This is a genomic window from Candidatus Nitrosacidococcus tergens (assembly GCF_902810445.1).
GTDB classification, from domain to species: domain Bacteria; phylum Pseudomonadota; class Gammaproteobacteria; order Nitrosococcales; family Nitrosococcaceae; genus Nitrosacidococcus; species Nitrosacidococcus tergens.
This window is the reverse complement of record NZ_LR778175.1, coordinates 1,015,111-1,033,379: the sequence shown is the minus strand read 5'-3', so window position 1 is coordinate 1,033,379 and position 18,269 is coordinate 1,015,111. Positions and strand designations below refer to the sequence as shown.

Annotated in this window: 17 protein-coding genes, 2 tRNA genes and 1 pseudogene; 14 read left to right on the top strand and 6 right to left on the bottom strand. The window is 42.3% G+C overall.

Annotated elements, in window-relative coordinates; genetic code table 11:
• Positions 1–327, bottom strand: coding sequence for a YbjQ family protein (locus tag NSCAC_RS05020; RefSeq protein ID WP_197743764.1), 327 nt, complete (start codon positions 325–327; stop codon positions 1–3).
• A 150-nt stretch (positions 328–477) separates the two neighbouring features.
• Between NSCAC_RS05020 and NSCAC_RS05015 the strand changes: the two genes are divergently transcribed.
• The 4 genes from NSCAC_RS05015 to NSCAC_RS05000 all read left to right on the top strand — a co-directional run bounded on the left by NSCAC_RS05015 (position 478) and on the right by NSCAC_RS05000 (position 3,221).
• Entirely contained in the window at positions 478–1,197 is a 720-nt protein-coding gene (locus NSCAC_RS05015) for an LOG family protein (protein ID WP_197743763.1), read from the top strand.
• The gene (locus tag NSCAC_RS05010; protein ID WP_197743762.1) at positions 1,198–2,418 is read left to right on the top strand and encodes a hypothetical protein; all 1,221 of its coding nucleotides are present in this window, start codon (positions 1,198–1,200) and stop codon (positions 2,416–2,418) included.
• A 60-nt stretch (positions 2,419–2,478) separates the two neighbouring features.
• Positions 2,479–3,096: an inorganic pyrophosphatase gene (locus NSCAC_RS05005; protein WP_197743761.1), complete on the top strand. Its 618-nt coding sequence runs from the start codon at positions 2,479–2,481 to the stop codon at positions 3,094–3,096.
• Positions 3,097–3,145: 49 nt separating this feature from the next.
• Positions 3,146–3,221, top strand: a tRNA-Asn gene (locus tag NSCAC_RS05000).
• A 128-nt stretch (positions 3,222–3,349) separates the two neighbouring features.
• Here the strand turns inward: NSCAC_RS05000 and NSCAC_RS04995 are convergent.
• The 4 genes and pseudogenes from NSCAC_RS04995 to NSCAC_RS04980 form a co-directional block, all read right to left on the bottom strand.
• Positions 3,350–3,767 (bottom strand): annotated as a pseudogene (locus tag NSCAC_RS04995) (IS607 family transposase); the annotation flags it as partial.
• Positions 3,768–4,063: 296 nt separating this feature from the next.
• Positions 4,064–5,743 carry a hypothetical protein gene (locus tag NSCAC_RS04990; RefSeq protein ID WP_197743760.1) on the bottom strand — a complete coding sequence of 560 codons (1,680 nt, stop codon included), beginning with the start codon at positions 5,741–5,743 and terminating at the stop codon, positions 4,064–4,066.
• Between the two features lie 243 nt (positions 5,744–5,986).
• Complete coding sequence (locus NSCAC_RS04985) at positions 5,987–7,795, bottom strand: DUF8189 domain-containing protein (RefSeq protein WP_197743759.1); 1,809 nt, start codon at positions 7,793–7,795, stop codon at positions 5,987–5,989.
• 12 nt (positions 7,796–7,807) lie between these two features.
• Positions 7,808–8,326: a PLL family lectin gene (locus NSCAC_RS04980; RefSeq protein WP_197743758.1), complete on the bottom strand. Its 519-nt coding sequence runs from the start codon at positions 8,324–8,326 to the stop codon at positions 7,808–7,810.
• A gap of 529 nt (positions 8,327–8,855) precedes the next feature.
• Here NSCAC_RS04980 and NSCAC_RS04975 point away from each other — a divergent pair.
• From NSCAC_RS04975 to NSCAC_RS04965, 3 genes are read left to right on the top strand one after another with little or no spacing between them, the layout of a single operon-like run.
• Positions 8,856–9,281: a pentapeptide repeat-containing protein gene (locus NSCAC_RS04975; protein ID WP_197743757.1), complete on the top strand. Its 426-nt coding sequence runs from the start codon at positions 8,856–8,858 to the stop codon at positions 9,279–9,281.
• A gap of 29 nt (positions 9,282–9,310) precedes the next feature.
• A complete protein-coding gene (locus NSCAC_RS04970) occupies positions 9,311–9,748 on the top strand; it encodes a DUF29 domain-containing protein (RefSeq protein ID WP_197743756.1) in 438 nt (145 codons plus the stop codon).
• A 56-nt stretch (positions 9,749–9,804) separates the two neighbouring features.
• The gene (locus NSCAC_RS04965) at positions 9,805–10,434 is read left to right on the top strand and encodes a GIY-YIG nuclease family protein (protein WP_197743755.1); all 630 of its coding nucleotides are present in this window, start codon (positions 9,805–9,807) and stop codon (positions 10,432–10,434) included.
• A gap of 131 nt (positions 10,435–10,565) precedes the next feature.
• On the opposite strand, the gene NSCAC_RS04960 is transcribed toward NSCAC_RS04965, so the two are convergent.
• Positions 10,566–11,750 carry a pyridoxal phosphate-dependent aminotransferase gene (locus NSCAC_RS04960; RefSeq protein WP_269474117.1) on the bottom strand — a complete coding sequence of 395 codons (1,185 nt, stop codon included), beginning with the start codon at positions 11,748–11,750 and terminating at the stop codon, positions 10,566–10,568.
• Between the two features lie 91 nt (positions 11,751–11,841).
• Here NSCAC_RS04960 and uvrB point away from each other — a divergent pair, with 91 nt between their 5' ends.
• The 7 genes from uvrB (at position 11,842) to pheS (ending at position 18,258) form a co-directional block, all read left to right on the top strand.
• The gene (uvrB, locus tag NSCAC_RS04955) at positions 11,842–13,854 is read left to right on the top strand and encodes an excinuclease ABC subunit UvrB (protein ID WP_197743754.1); all 2,013 of its coding nucleotides are present in this window, start codon (positions 11,842–11,844) and stop codon (positions 13,852–13,854) included.
• Positions 13,855–13,934: 80 nt separating this feature from the next.
• Positions 13,935–14,011, top strand: a tRNA-Val gene (locus tag NSCAC_RS04950).
• 70 nt (positions 14,012–14,081) lie between these two features.
• Complete coding sequence (thrS, locus tag NSCAC_RS04945) at positions 14,082–16,016, top strand: threonine--tRNA ligase (protein WP_197743753.1); 1,935 nt, start codon at positions 14,082–14,084, stop codon at positions 16,014–16,016.
• Positions 16,017–16,019: 3 nt separating this feature from the next.
• Positions 16,020–16,550, top strand: coding sequence for a translation initiation factor IF-3 (infC, locus tag NSCAC_RS04940; RefSeq protein ID WP_456298417.1), 531 nt, complete (start codon positions 16,020–16,022; stop codon positions 16,548–16,550).
• A 71-nt stretch (positions 16,551–16,621) separates the two neighbouring features.
• Positions 16,622–16,819 (top strand): 50S ribosomal protein L35, encoded by a 198-nt coding sequence (rpmI, locus tag NSCAC_RS04935; protein WP_197743752.1) that lies wholly within the window; start codon positions 16,622–16,624, stop codon positions 16,817–16,819.
• A gap of 25 nt (positions 16,820–16,844) precedes the next feature.
• The gene (gene rplT / locus NSCAC_RS04930) at positions 16,845–17,204 is read left to right on the top strand and encodes a 50S ribosomal protein L20 (protein ID WP_197743751.1); all 360 of its coding nucleotides are present in this window, start codon (positions 16,845–16,847) and stop codon (positions 17,202–17,204) included.
• 31 nt (positions 17,205–17,235) lie between these two features.
• Positions 17,236–18,258, top strand: coding sequence for a phenylalanine--tRNA ligase subunit alpha (gene pheS / locus NSCAC_RS04925; RefSeq protein WP_197743750.1), 1,023 nt, complete (start codon positions 17,236–17,238; stop codon positions 18,256–18,258).
• The last annotated feature ends 11 nt before the right edge of the window (positions 18,259–18,269 follow it).

The window sequence follows — 18,269 nt, the reverse complement described above, 5'->3', positions numbered from 1 at the left end:
TTACTTTAATTTAACTGCAGTACCATAGGCCATTACTTCTGAGGCACCTGCCATAATCATACTGGTGTTAAATCGAACATTAATAATGGCATCTGCTTTTAGCACTTTGGCATCTTTTATCATTCTTTGGAATGCTTGATCCCGAGAATTCGCTTGTAGTTTGGTGTATTCAGAAATTTCTCCACCAATAAGGGTTTTTAACCCTGCAATAATATCTCGACCCACATTTCTTGCTCTAACAGTACTTCCTCGAGCAATGCCTAGAATTTCAATTACTTCTCTGCCAGGAATAAAATCAGTAGTAGTTACAATAAGTTCATTCATCATGGGTATTTTATTTAGCTAACTGTAATGTATCGTTTTTTTTGAAAAAAAAATAAAAGGATTTTCTTAACCCCTAATAAATCTCTATGAGCTACGGTATGATAGTGCTTAACTATTGTAAAAGGTACTTAAAAGTTAAGTTAAAAATCTCCTATGAAAAGTGATGTGATTAACGCTGCATATTCTTCCTTGCTTGAAAAGGTCGCTGGTTCAGAGAAGAAATTTTTCTCAGGTAGACATCGCCATAGTCATTCGGATCTTGAAAATGCAGTTATTTATTTTTTAGAGTTTTTGCGAGGCTTTGAGAGTTTTAAAGATTTACGCCAACCCTGCGTTACTGTATTTGGATCGGCGCGTTTTGCAGAAGGACATCGTTATTATCAATTAGCAAGAGAGCTTGGCAAAACATTAGCCACTGCAGGCTATGGAGTGATTACAGGTGGTGGCCCGGGAGTGATGGAAGCTGCTAATCGGGGAGCAAAAGAAGCAGGGGGATTAAGCCTGGGATGTAACATCCTCTTATCTAAAGGGCATGAACAAAGTCCTAATCCTTATCTTGATAAATTTATTGAGTTTGAGCATTTTTTTGTCCGTAAATTAATGCTAGTAAAATACTCTACTGCTTTTATCATTATGCCCGGTGGATTTGGCACTTTAAATGAAGTTTTTGAAGTAACTACTTTGATTCAAACGGGAAAATTAGAGCGTTTCCCTGTGATTGCCATGGATAAAGCTTTTTGGCAGCATTTGATTCATTTTGCCCATGAAGCTATGGTAAAGGAAGGCGCAATTAATCCTAAAGATATTGAAGTGCTACAAATTGTAGATAAAGCAGAAGAGGCAGTTAATACTATCCAGCAAGCAACCAACTAGATGTCTACTACTGTAGATCAATTTTTCTTAGCCCTTAAAAAAGCAGGAATACCCTCTGTTCCTGATGATTTTTCTGTAGTTTCTGAAGCCCAAATTATCTCTCGGCAAGCATTTGAAGAAATTAAAACGGTTGTTCATGTATTTGAGCAAGTAACCACTCGACCAAGTTGGCAGATTGGGGTTACGGAAACCATGCCAGAGATTACGCAACATAGGAGATCAGAATCTTGCTTTTTTAGTGCATGGGATTTTCATATTCCTCCCAGTGAGAAACCTCAAATTATTGAGTTTAATGACAATGGATCAGGGTTATTTTATGCAGGGCTTATCAATGAGCAATATCATTTAGCTTTTCACGCAGATCAAGCTATAGGCATTGAATCACCTTTATCTTTTGTTCAGTTAAAAGAAAAAATCCTTGCATGTATTGCTCAGGAGATCCATCATTTTTTTAAATCCCAGCCTCAAGGAATATTTCTCATATTAGAGCACGCAGAAGTTCTTCAGCACAGCAAGTTCAAAGAAGAGCTTTACTTATTACAAAAACTTCTCCAAGATCAGGGCTATGAGGCTGTTATTGGTGCACCCGAAGAAACCAGCTATCATAATAATCAGTTATTATGGCAAGGTAAGCCAGTCATATTTATTATTAATCGCACTACAGATTTCCTCTGGGAAACAGAGAATTTTTCAAATATTCGTACCGCTTACCTTGCTGATCAATCCTGTTATATTGCCCCTAACCCTTTTACGTATGGTACTCGAAGTTACAAAGGACTATTAGAGCCTCTTTCTTTACCTGATTGGGATAAAAAACTAGGAATTAGTTCTGATGAGCGAGAAATTTTAAGCAAGCATATTCCAGAAACCCATATTTTACGGGAAGAAAACTTAGAGTTAATTGCAAAACGAAAAGAGGAATTTATCTTTAAACCTGCTCAAGGGTTTGCAGCTCAAGGACTACTTAATAATCGCCAAGTAGGGCGTTCTCGTTTGCGCCGGTTACTTAAAGACAATCGAGGTTATGTAGCCCAAAGGAAAACCCCAAAAAGCCAGCTTAATGATAAAAATGGAAAACCTATGAATTTATGGGTAGATCTTCGAGTATGGGCTTATCAAGGAGAAATTTTGGCATTATCGGGCAGGGCTTCTACCCGTGCAGATGGGATGGATTTATCACTCCCCGGTGGTTGGGTGCCTACCTATGTGGGCCAGCCATGAAAAGATTAGAATACACTATTTACTTACATTGACATAACCAAGAAATAATTAGGAGTCATTATGACCGCTACCCGAGATTTCCCTAAATACCGGCTTCATCCCTGGCATGGGGCAGAGACAGGTGCCACCCCCCCAGAGTTTGTTCATGCTTATATCGAAATTACTCCTTTTGATCCCATTAAGTACGAACTAGATAAGGTTACTGGATGCTTACGGGTAGATCGTCCTCAACATGGTTCTTCACTACCTCCTAGTCTCTACGGATTAATTCCTCGTACCTATTCAGCGGATAAAGTCGCCAGTCTATGTGATGGAGCAGATAGGGGTGATGGAGATCCTTTAGATATTTGTGTAATAACTGAGCGACCTGTTAACCGTTCAGATATTCTCTTAGAGGCTCGAGTCATTGGTGGGATTCAAACTATTGATAGGGGAGAGGTGGACGATAAAATTATTGCAGTATTAAAGGGAGATAGTGCCTTAGATTCTGTAAAAGATATTATAGATTTACCTTCTATTTATGTAGAGCGGCTTCGCCATTACTTTGTCACTTATAAAATGGTGCCCGATCAGCTCTCTCCAGTCACCCTTGGTAAAACTTATGATCGTGACCACGCCTTTCAAGTAGTACAGGCATCCATGGAAGATTATGCTGCTGCCTATATTCATGATAAATAAAAAGAATGGTTGACGAAAAGGGCAACCCCTCTTAAAATAGCTTCAATGTTCCCCGGTAGCTCAGTCGGTAGAGCGGGTGGCTGTTAACCACTAGGTCGGCGGTTCGAGCCCGTCCCGGGGAGCCAATTTTGAGTTTCAAGAGTAGAAATAAGTTCTGAGAAGGGCTTCAACAGATTAAGTTGAAGCCTTTTTTTGTTGATTTGGCAGTTTGCAAGTAGCATTTTCAAAATGTCGTGTCCGCATCATTACCCTGCCCAAAGCGCAACAACCGATCCTTGTGGGTGATGACCATGCTGCCTGATCTGGCCATCGATGATGGCCTCCAGCAGCTTCTTGAGTCCCTTCTGGTGGTAGTGCATGCCAGAGCCAAGATCGGCGATGACCTCGAACGTCCAGCCTTGGCGGGCGCAGTACAGCTCCAGCACCTGTTTTTGGCGTTCCAGATCGTCCTTCTGGTCGTGGCTGGAGACGCGGGCATAGGCCACGGTGCGACGGCTGGCTTCGACAGCAGCACGGAACAGTTCGCGTTTGCGTTTGGCGAGGTCATAGCGGCGGTGGCCGCCCGCCGTATGCTCGGCGACCAGCTTGCCCGATGCCTCCCAGCGGCGCAGGGTCGTGATGGGCACTCCCAGCGCCGAAGCGGCTTCACTTATGCCAACAAATCTTTCCATTTTGCGGATATTAGCATAGTAGATATGGGTAGATTCAAGCCAATCTGTTCGAGCCCCTTTTAATGAGCAGCTAGCACTTCTTGGTTTGCTCTTCATCTATGCCTACGGATTTAAACGCTGTGTAAACTTCTTCAACCATTAGTGCCATCACGTTCTCCTTTTAACAAAGCAATGCTTTACTGACTATCGTTGCACACTGGTTTTTAACTTATCTAAATTATGGGCGTAGATCTGCGTTGTTGTAATGTTGGAATGGCGGGCAACGAGCTCCCGCCTGCCTACACGGACAAAGGCAATCATCGGCTGGTATTGAAATCCTTTGGCCTTGACCCTCCCATGTCCACCGCGAACCCAAGCAAGAGCCCAATAAAGCTGATTCCATCGGCCACCACCAGAATAACAAATGGGACATTCTTGAAGATTTCGTTCAGAGAGCTGATCTTACAGAAAGTAAGAACCTCCGGAATACACAACATCATATCAGAGGCTATTTTTATACTGTTGCACCCGCTTTTGATGTTCTTAATTATTAGCAGGACTGCTTCGACAGCTCCAAAAATCGAGGCAATTACGGCTCCTCTATCGCCTGAAGCGCGCGCGATCCGGCTGTTCCGTTGCTCGTCGTCGAACTCATCCTCGGAAAAAAAGAAACTGGCTTCTACAATCAATGGGAGCAATTCGTATATCCAAATAATGTTTTCAAATCCCTCCCTATCGCACGAAATGAATTCAGTACTCCATGGCCAAGGGATCTTGAACGCTTGGCCGACGAATTTGAAAGTTATTGCATAAGTCGACATAGCTTTTGAAAATCTTTCGCTGCGTTGCTTACTGAGTGGATTACTGTTACTGAGTGGATTAGCATCGTTAGCATCCAGAAGAGTCCTGCAGCCTGCGTAACCAATGTCTGCTATATAGCCTAAGATTGTAAAGATCTGAGCTCCTGTTTTTCGCCAATCTTCGAGATTCGCGGACTGAGTTGCTTGGAGCAGTTGAGCATGTGTTTGTTGTGACGATTTCAGACCGCTGGATTGATGCAGCGTATCAACGTTGAAAAATGCCTTGAAGCTTGCGATGCTCTCGGTGTCTGGAAACGGGGCGACTTTGAAGATGCCCTTGTAGATTACTGTCGTCGGCACGGCGAGCAGCAGCGCCCCCAGATCCAGAGCCGTGAGTGTCGAACCACCCGTAACCTTCAAGTAGAGATCCGAAACAAAAGGAATATTCCATTCTTGGTTGAGCATCAGATTGAGCTCTGCAATAAGGCTTCTGGCTGCATTAAAGATTGCAGTAACAATTGTATTCGCAGCAACATCAAGACTCCAAACCACAACACCCTCCACAACGGACAACAATCCGGCAAGGGTATTCGAGACGAACTGATCCGGGCCGCCGGCGGTCATTGCCCGAGACAGATAGTCCTTTGCCTGGTTGAATGCGTCCGAAGACTGGAAGTCACCTGCGCTCTGTTCGAGCAGCTCCATGAGATTCGCAGCTGCCGCTCGTGCTTCCGGTCGTATTGCCGACAGATTCACACTTCCACCGGGCATCGACGGACTATTCGTCATATTATTCATTAAGCCGTTCCAAACGATGTTGTGGTCCATCGCCATCATCACTGTCATTTGATCCGGCTGTGTTGGCACGTACTTCTGTTGGATACTCTGTTGGATACCAAGTATGCTGCTTTTTCCAATGCCTTTTATGGCTTGTTGGAACGTATCCTTTACCTGACCATCGATAGCCTTGATGTATTCGCTGATTTGCTCTTGAAGCGTTGTCAGAACAGTTGGTACGAATTTGGAGACTTCGTTGATGCTGTACTTGATCACCTCGTGAGTGCGCAGGATGTCCTGCCAGTTAAAGATAAAACCGAGCCAGCGATACAACTCCTCGAAGCCGACGCTTACGGCCTTGAATACCTCCTCTACCAGATCAAACGCCTGCTCGACTGTCTGGACCGCGGCATCAAACACATAACAAGCACCCTTGATTAAAAGCTTGAACGTTGCCCGGATACCGTCTTTGGTTTTGTTGACAACGTAGCTGAAGACACTAGCGACTCCGTTCTTGATCGCGTCAAAAACATCTCCCCAGTCGACATCGATCCCAAAGAAACTGCTCGCCGTTGGAAGCCGTCTGTAATCCGATAGGAGAACATCGTATTGAGCCGGGGTTAGCGTTTTAAACGCAGGTCGACCCGAACTGAAATCAACCTCCTAGGACTGCTCAGGCACGGACGCTAGATGTATCCGGCCGGCCGAAGCGTCATCGTAGTTTTGGATGTAGCGGGCGACCCTAGGATCGGTGCGCTGATGCACGCGATTGGTGGTCATCGGTATGGTTGACGGAGCCGTCTGGGCGAGTGACATCGCACTAGTAACCGCGCCCACAATTGATTGCAAAGTCTTCCCATCTTGATGATTCGGAAGTAACAGTGTCTGAGTGCCGTCATCGGCAGTCCATGTGGCCTTTTGCAACGTATCAGCATCAATTTTTGAAAGCGTGGCTTGAACTGGCGCACTCGGATCAACGGCGATCCGGTGGTCTACCGGCATGAAGTTGGTCCACACAGTGAGCGGCGGTACTCCGAGCGATTCCGTCTTCATCGCTATGGCAATCTGTCCGCCGCTGTTGGTTGTTCCGGTCCACGGATTTAACATATCTATAAACGTGGTGGAGCCGTTGATCTCGATTGTAACCGGATCATCGCTGAAAACTCGGACTTTGGTATTGATAGCCGGTACGCCGTCGCCGTCGTAGACTGACATCAGCACGCTGTAGGAACTAAATTCCTCGATCTTTCCACGGGTTGAAAGCTCGATCTCATCAAAATGCCAGTCTCTGGATTCGGGATCTTGCCAAATGTGGTAAAGGTCATTACTGGTGGTGACCGCAAACAGATCGGAGAATCCGGCAGGGTTCTTGCTCACCACGAGTCTTGAAAACGTAAGCTCGGTGTTGAGCTTGAGGAAGAATTCCCACTTTTGGGGATCCTTTGAGTCCTGACGGCAATGGTAAAGTAATCTGTCACTGCTTATTGCGAAGACCTCCAACAGGCCGGAACAGTCCGAGCCTGCCGCCATCGACAGGATTGCGGTATCTCCACTCAATTTGAGTCTCGACAACTGATGGTCGTTTGGATTCCCTGGGTACAGATAATAAATCCCCTGATCGTCATCACACAGTGCAAAAACAGCCGAGTAACCCTGATTGCCATTGGCGGTCGCAATCTGGGTGTATTTGCCCAGGCAGTACTTACCGTCGTCGGCTAGGTTCTGACCGAGGATGCCCCTATCCCCTATAGTTACTACATTTGTTCGGCTGGCGTAGACTCCGCGGTGAATACCTCTGTCATGACTGGAAAACGGAACAAGAGCAGGTGCCCACCCGAACAACTGATGAGCATCATAGGGGATACGCATCCAGTCGCCGTTCACAGGAATCCAAAAGCTAAAAACATCACCAGCCTCCTGCAGTACAGCGGTTAAGAACGGAACATTATAGGTGTCGTAGCCCACTGCCAACCCGATCACTGAGTTTGGGCCGCTCCTCAGGCCATAATCCGGCAACGGCACCCACCCAATGGCGAGAAGGCGACCGTTTGTCCAGTTACCTTGTGCATCCTGCCAAGCAACGAGGTATGCAGAACCATCTGTTCCTAGACCAATAACTTGGAGATAGCCCTTGTTTCCGTTGCCCACAGCTAGTGTGGACCATTTGACACCGGGTGGTGGAGAGGCCAGCTTACGTCCTGCTGACCAGTTACCTTGTGCATCCTGCCAAGCAACGAGGTATGCAGAACCATCTGTTCCCAGACCAATAACTTGGAGGTAGCCACCGTTTCCGTTGCCCACCACCAGCGAGGTGATTTGAGCCGTTTGTCCGGCAAACTTTCCCCCAAGATCCCAGTGGCCGTCTTGCGCATTATTCCAGTTACCTTGTGCATCCTGCCAAGCAACGAGGTACGCACCATTTGTTCCCAGACCAATAACTTGGAGGTGGCCATCGTTTCCGTTGCCCGCCACCAGCGAGGTGATTTAAGCCGTTGGTCCGGGAAGCTTTCCCCCAAGATCCCAGTGGTCGTCTTGCGCATTATGCCAGTTACCTTGTGCATCCTGATAAGTGACTACGTAAGCAAACCCATCTTTTTGAATACCAAACACCTGAAGGGCATTATTGCCAATGCCGCTGGCTAGGCTCAAGTATGAGCTTTCGATGTAGATCTGGCTATTTCTATTTTGTTCGTCGGACGCATAAATGTCGACACTGCCGTTCAGATTCCCGGCAACCGCCAAGTGAGTTGCTTTTCCCGGAAATTTCCTATCGCTGACGTTCCACCCGGTATCGCTGCCGGAGTCCATGCTAATCCTGTAAACATGTCCGTCAGTACCGATCGAGTAAACCTCCGATTGACCATTCGATCGATTCGGCGCTGCGGCGATCTGCGTTCCAGCAAAGATAGGAGCGGCGAGTCGATAGTTCTGCATAAGCTGGGATGTGCATGTCGGTGGGATCATTGCAGTTTGTGCTGATACTTCACTCAGTGATTTATTCATAGGGTTAACTCCTCTTGCTCATATTAGGTCCCATCGTCAACTATAGACTATAAACTGTGTTATGCCAGTGAATTTTCTAAGGCTACCCAAGCTCAGCACTCTTATCTAAAACCCTATATCGTCTATATATAGCCTCCTATTATTGATTAGTTTTACTTGTGTATTCTGTATCGAATACAGTAAACGGCTAGATAAAGAATCATGATCCTCCTTATAGAGGCATTACGTACCCAACTACGGGCTTTTCGTAGCCAAGAAGCGAAATTTAACCACAGAGAGTAAGTAGCTCCTAACTAGAGCAAAATCCGTCCTTAAACCAATTATTCAAACGCTGTTTTTATGGTAGCCATATTCTGTATATCCTCTTTTTATTACTCGCTATACTGAAGAGGTGATTTATCCTTTATAGAGGATAGAGAATGGCCATGAAACTTTCTTCTAAAAATGAGCATTTTTAAAAATTAAAAACCTTGATTAGCTTATTATGATCTGGATATATGCCCCTCAAGGCTCTTGGTAAGGTGTTTTTATGGTAAAAAATAAAATATTGTTTACCATTATAAGTCTATATTTGCTTCTTTCTGCTTGTGCTTATACCCAAACTAGCACTCCTGATTCAGGAATAATATATAGTTACCCATATTGGCTTGGATTTTCTGGTGGCTTTGATAGCTTTCCGTATTACTATCCATATTACCCATACTATGGTTACTATCCAGATAGTGGACAGTATCCTGACAACGGCAATGATATGAATGGTACTGATATGAATGGTACTGATATGGGTGGTACTGATATGGGTGGTACTGATATAGGTGGTACTGATATAGGTGGTACTGATATAGGTGGTACTGATATAGGTGGTACTGATATAGGTGGTACTGATATAGGTGGTACTGATATAGGTGGTACTGATATGGGTGGTACTGATATGGGTGGCGATGGTGATTTTTAAATAAGATGTAACGATCAGAGAGCGAAACTATGAGTACCTACGAATCCGATTTTTATGGCTGGACCCAAGAAACAGCCCAATTACTAAGACAACAACGATTTAATGAAATTGATCTAGCCGCTTTAATTGACGAAGTCGAAGATATGGGAAAAAGCGAGCTACGCGCCTTAGAAAATAGGCTAATTATATTGATGGCACATTTGCTTAAATGGCAGTACCAACCAGAACATCGAAGTAATAGCTGGAAAAGTACTATTAAAGATCAAAGACTAAGGATTAGTAGGTTACTTAGAGAAAATCCCAGTTTAAAACCTAAAATAAACGAAACCATTATAGAGGCTTACGAAAATGGAATATTGCAAGCGTCTATTGAAACTAACTTGGATACAGAAATCTTTCCTACTCATTTTGAACAAACAGGATGGACAATGGAGCAAGTGCTAGATAATCGCTTTTATCCTCAGTAACCATATTTCAATAAACTTATAAGTACCTAATAATATTAATATATTTTATAACTCTTATGGCAAAAGGTATTATTTATCTTATGACAACAGCCGTACCTGGTTTAGTCAAAATCGGTCAAACTGGAACGGACAATTATCAAGAGCGTATGCGTACCTTGGAAGCTAACGGCTACTACAATGTGGTCGGACTAAAGCGGTTCTTTGCTATCGAGCTTGAAGACTATGAAGCTAAAGAAAAGCTGCTACACGAAATTTTTAGCAAACACAGGTTAAGCATTAGTGAGCTATTCGCACTAGATAAAGATTTAGTGCGTCAATTACTACTATCATTTGATGGTAAGGTTATCTACCCTGAAAAAATTAATAAAGAAAAAGAGTTTGAGGAAATAGCTATCACTCGTAATTCTGAGGAAACAGCTACCACTCGTAAGCAAGGTGCTTTATTCAGTTTCTACAAAAAAGGCTTAAAAGATGGTGAGCAGATTAGGTTTGCAGCAGATAATGCCATTATAGCTACGGTAGCTGGTGAACGTGAAGTGGAATATGGCGGTCAGACATGGAAGCTATCGCCACTTACTCACAAAGTGTATAAAGACAAAGGTCAGTTAAATATTAGTGATTCTTATCGTGGTGCTAGCTACTGGCAATACAACGGCAACAAACTAAAAGATCTTCCAGATATCTAGCAAATTCTATTTTTTTCGCTCCATGAAAATAGCCCTAATCACCACGATGAGGGGTATATTAGAACGTGTTAATAAATTCTTTAATTGTTTACTAATTGTCGTTTGTACTTACATAATTTTTAAAAATCTTTCTACTCTAAAAATCGATGGATTCTCTCTAACGCTTGTTCTAACTGCTCCATGCTGGTCGCAAAAGAAAGACGTAAGTGATTAGGCACACCAAAGGCAGATCCGGGGACAAGGGCAACTTCAGCTTCATTTAAAATTTTTTCCGCTAGATCTATGTCATCTTTAATATCTTTTCGAGAATGAATGATCTCCTCTACATTTGGAAAAGCATAAAAAGCCCCATCCCCAGAGGCACATTGCACATGAGGCATGCTGTTGAGTTTTGCTAGGACAAAGTCATGACGAGCCTTGAATTGCTGGCACATGGCTTTGACACAGCTTTGATCTCCTTCGAGCGCGGCTTGAGCAGCCACTTGGGAAATAGAAGTAGGATTTGAAGTACTTTGAGATTGAATAGTTTTCATGGTTTTAATCAGAGGAGCTGGTCCTGCAATATAACCAATGCGCCAGCCAGTCATGGAGTAGGCTTTTGAAACTCCATTGAGTACTAAAATTCGTTCATGAAGATCTGGGCAAGCATTGGCAATGTTACAAAAAGAATCGTTACCCCAATAAATATGCTCATAAATATCATCCGTAATAACAAATACTTGAGGATGCCGCGCAAGGACTTCTCCTAACGCTGCCAATTCTGCTCTACTATAGGCTACGCCAGTAGGATTAGAGGGGCTATTGATTACAAATAAACGGGTACGGGGAGTAATGGCGGCATCCAGTTGTTCTGGCGTAATTTTAAACTGTTGCTTTTGAGTGGTAGGAATAATCACCGGAATGGCTTCGGCTAAAGCGACCATATCTGGATAGGAAACCCAGTAGGGAGCAGGGATAATCACTTCATCTTCTGGATTGAGTAGTGCTTGAGCAAGGTTATAAAAACACTGTTTTCCTCCTACCGAAACTAAAATTTGATTGGTTTGATAATGCAGGTTATTCTCTCGAGCAAATTTAGTAAAAATCGCTTGCTTTAAACTCGGAATGCCGTCCACTGCAGTATATTTAGTAAATCCCTTTTCAATGGCTTCAATCGCAGCCTGTCTAATATGCTCTGGAGTATCGAAATCTGGCTCGCCAGCACCTAAACTAATAATATCCTTCCCTTCTGATTTAAGCGCTTTAGCTCGAGCAGTAATGGCTAAAGTGGGGGAAGGTTTAATCGTTTTAGTGCGTTTAGCAAGGCGAATGTTCAAAGGATATTCCTACCTAATAAATAAAATGAAGAAGCAATTTACGCTTAATATAACTAATTTATATTTTTTCAGAAAGTGTCTATATTAAAGAATGAAACATCAATTTCAGCTGGTCAGTGATTATCAGCCAGCAGGGGATCAACCCACAGCTATTCAAAACCTTGTTCAAGGGTTAAATCAAGGAGAGAAACATCAGACTTTATTGGGTGTAACTGGCTCAGGTAAGACCTTTACCATGGCTAATGTAATTGCCCAAACCCAACGACCTACTATTATCCTTGCACCTAATAAAACTTTAGCTGCCCAGCTTTATAGCGAAATGCGGGATTTTTTCCCTCACAACGCAGTAGGGTATTTCGTCTCTTATTATGATTATTATCAGCCTGAAGCCTATATGCCTGCCTCAGATACTTATATTGCTAAAGATGCTGCTATTAATGAATATATCGAGCAAATGCGCCTTGCAGCTACTAAGAATTTTTTAGAACGAAACGATACGGTAGTAGTAGCGAGTGTTTCTGCTATTTACGGCTTAGGGGATAAAGATCGCTATCAGCAAATGACACTTTCTCTAAAAGTAGGAGGCATTATTGATCAGCGGAAAATTCTACGGCATTTAGCAGAGTTACAGTATCGGCGTAGTGAGGGGGATCTGCAACGGGGTATGTATCGGGTACGGGGAGAAATTGTTGATATTTATCCTGCTGAATCTGATGAGAACGCTATTCGAATTACTTTATTTGACGATGAAATTGAGCAACTTACTTACTTTGATTCATTAACAGGGGAGCTTTTCGATTCTGTTCCAGAGTTTACTATCTATCCTAAAACCCACTATGCCACCCCTCGAGAGATTTTGCTCCAAGCGGTAGAGGCAATTAAAGTTGAACTTGCTCAGCGATTGGATTTTTTTTATCAAGCCAGCAAACCGGAAGAAGCTCAACGATTAGAACAGCGTACCCGTTATGATTTGGAGATGATTTTAGAGTTAGGCTATTGTTCAGGAATTGAAAATTATTCTCGCTTTTTATCAGGAAGAAATCCAGGCGATCCGCCTCCTACTCTGTTTGATTATCTGCCTCAAGATGCGTTATTAATCATTGATGAAAGCCATGTGACCGTACCTCAATTAGGGGCTATGTATCGAGGAGATCATTCCCGTAAACAAACTTTAGTGAATTATGGATTTCGGCTTCCTTCTGCCTTAGATAACCGACCTTTAAAGTTTGAGGAATGGGAAAACTTAGCCCCTCAAACTATTTTTGTCTCCGCTACCCCCGGATCTTATGAAGGGCAAAAATCAAGAATTATTGTGGAGCAAGTGGTGCGACCCACTGGATTGGTGGATCCAGAAATTGAAGTGCGATCTGCCAGTACCCAAGTGGATGATTTATCATCAGAGATTCATCAAAGAACTGTAGTCAACGAGCGAATACTTGTAACTGTGCTGACTAAAAAAATGGCTGAGCATTTAACGCATTTCTTAGATCAAAATGGGGTTAGGGTGAGATATCTTCATTCGGATATTGGTACGGTGGAGCGGGTGGAAATTATTCGGGATTTACGCTTAGGTGCTTTTGATGTTTTAGTAGGGATTAACTTACTTAGGGAAGGGTTAGACATTCCAGAAGTTTCTCTTGTAGCAATTTTAGATGCAGATAAAGAAGGCTTTTTACGCTCAGAACGATCTTTAATTCAAACTATTGGGCGAGCAGCGCGTAATCTCCATGGTAAAGCAATTCTTTATGGAGATAAAATTACTGGAGCAATGAAAAAAGCCATTAATGAAACAAAACGGCGGCAAACAAAACAAATAGAATTTAATCAAACCCATAATATTACCCCTCGAGGGGTACAGAAATCAGTGCGAGAAACTATTGATGGGATTTATACAGATCAGGATACTCATCAATATGATTCTAAAATAGCCGAGAAATCGGCTGACTATGCAGATCTTTCACCACAGAAGCTGGCAAAATATTTAAAGCAATTAGAAAAACAAATGTATGTCCATGCTCAAAATCTAGATTTTGAGCAGGCGGCACAAGTGCGTGATAAAATTAAGCAGGTAAAACGATATTACTTTGGTGAAGCAGTAGATTAAAAAAATAACTAAAGAAAATCTTAATCACTTTATTGTATTATTTGCAGAACTTGATCTAATTGTTGTAGAATTGTAAGTTCAGGCGCGTAGCTCAGCTGGTTAGAGCATCACCTTGACATGGTGGGGGTCGTTGGTTCGAGTCCAATCGCGCCTACCACCTATTAGATATCCATAATTTTTTGTTCAACAGGCTTTTAGTATGGGCCATGGACGGGATTTATTAAAGAATGCCTGTAATTACTTTACCGGATGGTAGTCAACGTCAATTTGACCACCCAGTTACTGTTTATGATGTTGCTGCTAATATTAACGGAAATTTAGCAAAAGCAGCCCTTGGTGGCAAAATCCCTAAGGGGTTAGTAGATACTTCTCATTGTATTAAAGAAGATACTACCCTTACCATTATTACCGATCGGGATCCAGAAGGGCTAGAGATTATTCGCCATTCCTGTGCTCACCTTCTTGCTCAAGCAGTAAAGCAACTCTACCCAGAAGCTCAAGTTACCATTGGACCAGTGATTGAAGATGGGTTTTACTATGATTTTGTTTATCCTAAGGGATTTACCCTTGAGGATCTTCAAATCATTGAAGATCGGATGAAGCTACTGGCTGATCAGGATATTTCAGTTCATCGGCAAGTAAAAAGCCGAAATGATTCAATTTCCTTTTTTCATGATCTTGGAGAAGAGTATAAGGCAAAAATTATTGAATCTATCCCAGAAGATCAAGATATTTCTTTATATCAACAGGGAGATTTTACCGATCTTTGCCGAGGACCCCATGTTCCTTCCACTTCAAAAATAAAAGCTTTTAAACTTACTAAAGTTTCTGGTGCTTATTGGCGAGGAGATGCTAAAAATGAAATGCTACAAAGGATCTATGGTACTGCATGGTCTGATAAAAAAGCCCTAAAAGCCTATTTACACCGTCTTGAAGAGGCTGAAAAGCGAGATCACCGGAAGATTGGTACAGAGTTAGATCTGTTTTCGATTCAAGAAGAAGCAGGAGGGGGGCTAGTCTTTTGGCATCCTATGGGGGCAAGAATCCGCCGAGTAATTGAAGATCTTTGGCGAGAACGCCATGCGGCTGCCGGGTATGAAACTTTGTACACGCCTCATATTGCTCACGAAAATTTATGGCATATCTCAGGACACACTAATTTTTATCGGGAATCCATGTACCAACCCATGGAGGATGACAATCAGTTCTACCAACTCAAACCCATGAATTGTCCTTTCCATGTATTAATTTATAAAGGACGGCTTCGCTCTTATCGAGAATTTCCTTTACGTTGGGCTGAGTTAGGTACCGTTTATCGCCATGAGATGTCCGGTGCATTGCATGGACTAATGCGAGTACGAGGATTTACCCAAGATGATGCCCATATTTTTTGCCGAGAAGGGCAAATAGAATCTGAAGTGTTAGCTATTTTAGATTTTACCTTAAATATGCTAAAAACATTTGGGTTTCATCAATATGAAATAGAGCTCTCTACCCGCCCAGAAAATTCTGTAGGATCAGATGAAATTTGGGATCGTGCAACTAAAGCCTTACGATCTGCTCTGGAAAAGAAAGAGTTATCCTATGGGATAGATGAGGGGGGCGGTGCATTTTATGGCCCTAAAATTGATATTAAAATTGAAGATGCTATCGGACGTAAATGGCAATGTTCTACCGTACAGTTAGATTTTAATTTGCCTAACCGCTTTGAGATGGAATATATTGCAGAGGATGGTACTCGTCAACGGCCGATTATGATTCATCGAGCAGTACTTGGATCGTTAGAGCGTTTTTTTGGGATTCTCATCGAGCATTTCGCTGGTAAATTCCCACCTTGGCTGGCACCAGTACAAGTGGTTGTGATTAATATCACAGATCGGCAAACTGAGTATGCAGAACAAATTGAGCAAATATTAAAGAAACAAGGATTTCGCTCAGCTTTAGACTTGAGAAATGAAAAGATCGGTTTTAAAATTCGCGAACATACTTTAAAAAGAATACCTTATTTACTTATTGTAGGGGATAAAGAAGTAACGCAGCAGCAAGTTGCAGTACGTACCCGAGCTGGTAAGGATCTAGGGGTAATGAGTTTAGATAGCTTTTCTGAGTACTTAAAAGCTCAAATTACTCGTTTTAGTTATGATATATCTGAGGAGGATTAAAACATTATTTCAAACGTTAACTCAAACTCAAAGAAAAATCGTATAAATGAAGAAATTGTTGCACCTAAGATTCGCCTAATTGGTATTGATGGTGAACAAATTGGTGTAGTTTCTGTTAAAGAAGCACTAGAAATTGCAGATGAGGCGGGGGAAGATTTAGTAGAGATTGCTCCTCAAGCGGAACCTCCGGTATGCCGAGTCATGAACTATGGCAAATATCTTTTCGAAGAAACTAAAAAACGCCAAGCTGCGAAAAAGAAACAGAAACAAATTCAGATTAAGGAAATTAAATTTCGACCTACCACTGAAGAGGGAGATTATCAGGTTAAATTGCGTAGTTTAATTCGATTTCTCACCGATGGGGATAAAGTTAAAATCAGCCTCCGATTTCGTGGTAGAGAAATGGTACATCAGGATCTTGGCTTTAAGCTCTTAGAGAGAATCCGAGATGATCTTGATGAACATGGCGTAGTTGAACAAAGCCCAAAACGAGAAGGGCGACAAATGCTCATGGTGCTTGCACCTAAGCGATAAGTATTTTGGGCCTGAAGATTGGTTTGCCCAATTACTATGGAATTATTTAGTTAATATATTAAGGAGTCAAAATGCCTAAATTAAAAACCAATCGTGGAGCAGCAAAACGGTTTAAACGTACAGGTAGTGGTAAGTTTAAACATGGTCAAGCATTCCACAATCATATTCTTACAAAGAAAAGCAGTAAGCGTAAACGTCATTTACGCCATAAAGCGATCTGCAGTGCCTCAGATCAAATTGGTTTAGTTCGTTTATTACCTTATCTTTAAAAAATTTTAAAAGGAATTTACTACTATGCCTAGAGTTAAAAGAGGCGTTACTGCTCATGCACGTCACAAAAAAATTATTGCCCAAGCCAAAGGATATCGAGGACGGCGTAAAAACGTTTTTCGAGTTGCTAACCAAGCAGTCATTAAAGCTGGACAATATGCATATCGAGATCGTCGCCAGCGTAAACGTCAATTTCGGAATCTTTGGATTGTTCGTATTAATGCGGCAGCTAGAGAATGCGGGCTTTCCTATAGCCGCTTTATCAATGGTTTGAAAAAAGCATCTATCGAGATAGATCGAAAGGTACTTGCTGATTTAGCGGTACAGGATATGACCGCATTTACTGCTATTGCAGAGCGTGTAAAAGCAGCCCTTGCGGCTTAAGCTCAACCTAAGATAGCCTGTTGAAATCCCCATGAATGAGTCTTTAGATGAAATAACACTGCTTGCGAAAAGAGCGGTCTCAGACGCTTCTGATTTGGAATCTCTAGATAGAGTACGAGTTCATTATCTAGGAAAAAAAGGAGTATTAACAAGCTATCTTAAAACTTTAGGGCAAATTAGCCCAGAAGATCGTCCTGCCTTTGGAAAAGCAATTAATGATGCAAAATTATTGCTTCAAAGCGAGCTTCAATCCCGTAAGGAAGTATTAACTCAAATATCTTTGGCAGCTAAACTTGCCTCTGAATCTATAGATATTTCCTTACCGGGACGAAGGATGGATATAGGTGGGCTACATCCTGTTACTCAAACTTTAAATCGAATTGAGAATTTTTTTTACCAGATCGGATTTAAAGTCCATGAAGGGCCAGAAATTGAGGATGATTATCATAATTTTGAGGCATTAAATATCCCCGATTCTCATCCTGCAAGAGCAATGCATGATACTTTTTACTTCGATTCTCATCAGTTATTACGAACCCATACTTCTCCCGTACAAATCAGAGCTATGATGAAGGACAAACCTCCCTTGCGAGTGATTGCTCCGGGTCGAGTTTATCGGAGAGACTCCGATTTAACTCATACCCCTATGTTTCACCAAGTAGAGGGGTTATTGGTAGATGATCAAGTATGTTTTACTGACCTTAAAGGGATTCTCTCTGATTTTCTTCGCTTCTTTTTTGAACACGAAGATTTAAAAGTACGATTTCGCCCTTCTTATTTTCCTTTTACCGAACCATCGGCAGAGACAGATATTCAATGTGTCCATTGCCATGGAGCAGGATGTCGAGTATGTAGTCACACAGGCTGGTTAGAAGTGCTTGGTTGTGGCATGGTTCACCCCAAAGTTTTTTCTAACTTAGGGATTGATAGTGAGCATTATTTAGGATTCGCTTTTGGTTTAGGAGTAGAGCGTCTTGCTATGCTCCGTTATGGAATTAATGATTTACGCTTATTTTTCGAGAATGATTTACGCTTTCTCCGTCAGTTTAATTAGTATCCTTGCGA